The sequence below is a fragment of the Alistipes timonensis JC136 genome (genome assembly GCF_900107675.1).
GTDB lineage: Bacteria > Bacteroidota > Bacteroidia > Bacteroidales > Rikenellaceae > Alistipes > Alistipes timonensis.
The window spans coordinates 1-1,569 of the sequence record NZ_FNRI01000019.1; the positions used below are offsets into that span (position 1 = coordinate 1).

Below are 1,569 nucleotides of genomic sequence, written 5' to 3' on the forward strand. Positions count from 1 at the left end.
AAAAGAGGTCGGGAGCCTATTGACTCCTGACCTCTACAAACCTTATAAGTGCAAAGTAATTCTTAACCGAGATACTGTGTCAGCATATCCATAATCAACTGCTCCCGTGCCATACCTTCTGTTTTGTGAGGATTCATAATCTGGTCTGCTTGGTCGCGCGTGAGGTCGTTTATCTTCCGTTCCATTTCCGCTGTGAACACCTCGAAATCTTCATCGGGTTTCCATTGCTTGATGATAAAGTCGATTAAATACCTGTTCATAAGGAATTTATCCTTAAATTTCCCTTGTGCGGCCTTGAACCACCTTATGCTGGAACGAAACCATGTTTTGTCCTCAAAGATTTCAGGCAGTTTCTTCGTGTTCAGACACTCCACCAAGTCTTTCGCTTGCAGGGTTTTCTTGCCGAAGCACCATAACGAAATTGTGGAGAGGGGACAAGCCTTGCCGTGCAGGAACATGGCGAAATCGAATACCTCGTTGGCTTCTTTGAGCATCATGGCAGGTGCGGCCATGTAATCCGATTTTTTCCAAACGGTGGTGCAGATGTTCATTTGCGCTATGACCTCTGTAATGGATAATTCAGCATTGAGGGGTTCGCAAATTACAAGGTCATTCAAATCCAACTGCAAATTCTGATAAGCCACCAATCGGTGCTGACCGTCCAATACGGCGTAATACTTTCCTGCATCCTCGTTGGGGATTTCCCTCCCTTTCAAATCCATCAGACGACCGCCCATCTGAATCACCTTTTCTCCATCGGTTACCGTGATAGGGGTTAGCTGTCCATAGGCTTTCATGGATTTCTCTTTCTGTTTCACGGTTCTGACGTTTACAGGCCGATTGCCTTTGACAAATGCAAACTGACGCTGTGCGTCATCCATTGAAATAACCATCTTTTTCATGGCTTTTACATACTCTGTCCTTTATGCAGAGGGGCTGATAATGACTGCAATCCCCGCCCAAAGATTGCAGACCGTAAGGAACACCCTTACGGCAGGGCAAAGGTACTGGAGCATAAGCCATAATAGATAGTGAACAGATGGTTCTCTCTAAATCAATAAGTTATAATAAACCCTATAATATTATGTAAAATAATTGCCAAATTACTTGACTTTTGGACAGATATGTTGTATCTTTGTAAAGCAATTCAGCAAAGAATCCCACACTACAAATTGAGCAATTCTTATAAGGGCAGATTCGTCTGCCTTTACTTTGCGTTGTGTTACCACATTTTTTGAGTGCGAAATGAATATTCCCTTTAATAAGATAGTTTCAGAATCAGAAAATATGGAATCATTAAAAAGTGCATTCACTAAAAACAGCCACTTTTAATGACACATCATGTAAGAGTGAGAACAATTTATTTGTGCTGAAAAACTTTTCATCGAAAAAACGATGCACGATTTTTTGCGATAATTTTTTTCTCACAACTCGTGTGATGAAAAACTTTTTTTGCCTGTTTTTTTATTAACGCATTTTTGCGTGTTAAAAAATATCGCTAAAAAAAGTATTCATCTTACTTGGTTGATGAATCTATTTTTCGTGATTAAAACTGTTCTTCATTTATCG

Annotated in this window: 1 protein-coding gene; it reads right to left on the bottom strand. The window is 40.3% G+C overall.

Annotated features, from left to right (window positions below; all coding sequences use genetic code 11):
* Nucleotides 1–62: 62 nt before the first annotated feature.
* Nucleotides 63–902, bottom strand: a complete 840-nt coding sequence (locus tag BLU78_RS13820; protein ID WP_020693595.1) for a ParB N-terminal domain-containing protein — start codon at nucleotides 900–902, stop codon at nucleotides 63–65.
* Nucleotides 903–1,569 lie beyond the last annotated feature (667 nt).

What these genes read in the sequence shown, in the direction of transcription:
- BLU78_RS13820 (WP_020693595.1), bottom strand. Translation starts at nt 902, where the DNA reads ATGAAAAAGATGGTTATTTCAATGGATGACGCACAGCGTCAGTTTGCA.